Source organism: Mycobacterium nebraskense (assembly GCF_002102255.1).
Taxonomy (GTDB): Bacteria; Actinomycetota; Actinomycetes; order Mycobacteriales; family Mycobacteriaceae; genus Mycobacterium; species Mycobacterium nebraskense.
The window spans coordinates 1-1720 of sequence record NZ_LQPH01000146.1; the positions used below are offsets into that span (position 1 = coordinate 1).

Genomic DNA, 1720 nt, shown 5'->3' on the forward strand with positions numbered 1-1720 from the left:
TGCTCCTTCCATCAGACTTGCCGGTCTTCGAGGGAACCTACGTCCGGATTCTTTTACACCGCGGCAGGGACACGACCGCCGGCGCGGCAGTGATCGTCTGGCCGTTTGCGTCTGGTTCGCCGGCTGTCATGGGCCAACCCACACTATCGGTGGTGGTGGTATGCGAGATCCAACCCGGCAACTTCTACTATCGTGGCGTCCGTCTCAGCGATGGCGCCAGCATAGAAGTCGCGAACGCCGTGCAGTCTTCGGCAGGCTTCGACGTTACAAACCCAACAACAGGACTCTCTACCGCATCCGCCCAACGAGTCTTACCATCACGCCACCCGACAGGCCGGTGTCTTCCGAGCCGATGCTGCAGTACGCATCCAGGTAAAAAATGTTGAGCTGGGAGTTGCTCGAGATATGTTGTGCTTCAACATATTTCTAAAATCTGCATCCGCGTGGATGTGCCCCAAAGGGTCACAAGGGAGTCTGCGATTCAGGGATTTCGGCCCACCCCCCCTCGCGGCCGGAGGACCGCCGAAAAGCGACAACAGCGGCACTCGCACTCGGCTGCTAGCTCGCGATCAGTGCGATGTAAACCTCTCGGGCGTCGTACGACTGAATGCGAATGGTAGTCACGTTCTAAGTTCGTGTCTCACATCCGCACGGGTGCATCGGCCTTCCACGCCACGCAGCTCAGCAAGATAGCGACAGTTGGCTAATCAGGATTCGCTGCGAGGCGCATGGCTTGCAGAAGGGGCCTCAGACTATTCCTGTGGCATCAAAAACCCAGCTAGTATCGGCATTCGCGAGGTTCTCGAAGTGGTTCGGGGGAGCGAAGCTGACCAGACTGTTCATGTCCCAATAGTCCTTCCAGACGGTGATCTTGCCGTCGGCGATCTTATGGACCGTGACGAATCTCAGCACGCCCTGCTCGCCCGTCGTGAACGTCCACGTCTCGGAGTGCTCGTACATCACATCGGAACCGTTGGACACCAGCACGCCGTCGTGGTTCTCGTAGCCCGCCAGCGGCTCGAGACCCATCTTGAGGCGCTTGACGATGTCTTCCGGTCCGCGCGCCGACAGCGCCGGAACCGGCATGTCGACGTAGAGGCAGTCATCGGACAGGAACGTCTTGACCGCCTCCCAGTCCCGCCGCGAGAGCGCCTGCCATAGACCGAGTACGACATCCTCGACCGAGATCATAGAAACGTCTGTCATAGCGCAAATAAACTCGGTAACCGCACGGGTGTCAACACCGGTCAGACCGCAGAGGATGAAATCCATGAGCGGGCAAGCGAAGATCCTCATCGCGATTGCCGTCGGCGCGATGCTGGCCGGGATCTGCGGAACGATCGCTTACGGATTCTGGGGCACCAGCCAGGATTGTCACGCGTGGGTGGGCGGCCACGGTTACCGGCTGGTGCAAGACGACTGGTGGGCGAAAAACCGCGGCTGCGTGGCCAGAACGCCGGCCGGTGACCAGGTCATCCACAGCGAAGATTTGGCCAGTAAAGCGATCGGGTGGGCCTGGCAATTGGCGATTTTCGCGGCGGGCGCCCTGCCGGCGGCGATCATCGTCGCGGTCTTGGCTTTTCGGTGGCGCGGGGGTTCTCCCGGCGCGCAAGCCTAGCCGTCTCCCTAGCCGTCTTGCCTAGCCCGGATTTTTCGTGGATTATTGTGAGTGTCGGGGTGTAGATACGCGAAAGTGCCTGTCCTGCAAGGGATAATTGGA

General features: G+C 60.0%; 2 protein-coding genes. One reads left to right on the forward strand and one right to left on the reverse strand.

All coding sequences use genetic code 11. The features are described 5' to 3' along the window. Window positions 1–747: 747 nt before the first annotated feature. Window positions 748–1191: a nuclear transport factor 2 family protein gene (locus AWC17_RS20350; protein ID WP_046185511.1), complete on the reverse strand. Its 444-nt coding sequence runs from the start codon at window positions 1189–1191 to the stop codon at window positions 748–750. Between the two features lie 79 nt (window positions 1192–1270). On the opposite strand from AWC17_RS20350, the gene AWC17_RS20355 reads away from it, so the two are divergent. Next, entirely contained in the window at window positions 1271–1618 is a 348-nt protein-coding gene (locus AWC17_RS20355; RefSeq protein ID WP_141224698.1) for a hypothetical protein, read from the forward strand. Window positions 1619–1720 lie beyond the last annotated feature (102 nt).

What these genes read in the sequence shown, in the direction of transcription:
- AWC17_RS20350 (WP_046185511.1), bottom strand. Translation starts at nt 1,191, where the DNA reads ATGATCTCGGTCGAGGATGTCGTACTCGGTCTATGGCAGGCGCTCTCG.
- AWC17_RS20355 (WP_141224698.1), top strand. Translation starts at nt 1,271, where the DNA reads ATGAGCGGGCAAGCGAAGATCCTCATCGCGATTGCCGTCGGCGCGATG.